1 rRNA gene is annotated in these 1,232 nt (G+C 54.1%); it reads left to right on the top strand.

Annotated elements, in window-relative coordinates:
• Positions 1 to 1,179: ribosomal RNA gene (locus tag IQ211_RS19345) — 23S ribosomal RNA — on the top strand; the annotation flags it as partial.
• Between the last annotated feature and the right edge of the window lie 53 nt (positions 1,180 to 1,232).

Below are 1,232 nucleotides of genomic sequence, written 5' to 3' on the forward strand. Positions count from 1 at the left end.
TGCTCTTGGAGCCGAGGCCAGTCGCAGATACCAGCTGGCTGCAACTGTTTAATAAAAACACAGCACTGTGCAAACACGAAAGTGGACGTATACGGTGTGACGCCTGCCCGGTGCTGGAAGGTTAATTGATGGGGTTATCGCCTCGGCGAGAAGCTCTTGATCGAAGCCCCAGTAAACGGCGGCCGTAACTATAACGGTCCTAAGGTAGCGAAATTCCTTGTCGGGTAAGTTCCGACCTGCACGAATGGCGTAATGATGGCCAGGCTGTCTCCACCCGAGACTCAGTGAAATTGAACTCGCTGTGAAGATGCAGTGTACCCGCGGCAAGACGGAAAGACCCCGTGAACCTTTACTATAGCTTGACACTGAACATGGAGCCTTGATGTGTAGGATAGGTGGGAGGCTGTGAAATGTGGACGCCAGTCTGCATGGAGCCATCCTTGAAATACCACCCTTGAATGTTTGATGTTCTAACGCCGGCCCGTAATCCGGGTTGCGGACAGTGTCTGGTGGGTAGTTTGACTGGGGCGGTCTCCTCCCAAAGTGTAACGGAGGAGCACGAAGGTTGGCTAATCCTGGTCGGACATCAGGAGGTTAGTGCAATGGCATAAGCCAGCTTGACTGCGAGAGTGACGGCTCGAGCAGGTGCGAAAGCAGGTCATAGTGATCCGGTGGTTCTGAATGGAAGGGCCATCGCTCAACGGATAAAAGGTACTCCGGGGATAACAGGCTGATACCGCCCAAGAGTTCATATCGACGGCGGTGTTTGGCACCTCGATGTCGGCTCATCACATCCTGGGGCTGAAGTAGGTCCCAAGGGTATGGCTGTTCGCCATTTAAAGTGGTACGCGAGCTGGGTTTAGAACGTCGTGAGACAGTTCGGTCCCTATCTGCCGTGGGCGTTGGAAGATTGCAAGGGGCTGCTCCTAGTACGAGAGGACCGGAGTGGACGCACCACTGGTGTTCGGGTTGTCATGCCAATGGCACTGCCCGGTAGCTAAGTGCGGAAGAGATAACCGCTGAAAGCATCTAAGCGGGAAACTTGCCTTAAGATGAGTCTTCCCTTACTCCTAGAGGGTACTGAAGGAACGTTCGAGACGAGGACGTGGATAGGCCGGGTGTGTAAGCGTTGCGAGACGTTGAGCTAACCGGTACTAATGAACCGTGCGGCTTAACCTGACAACACCGAAGGGGTTTTCGGGAGTGGAAAGAGAGACGGGTTTCAGAGCAGA

The organism is Xenorhabdus griffiniae (assembly GCF_015163655.1).
GTDB classification, from domain to species: domain Bacteria; phylum Pseudomonadota; class Gammaproteobacteria; order Enterobacterales; family Enterobacteriaceae; genus Xenorhabdus; species Xenorhabdus griffiniae.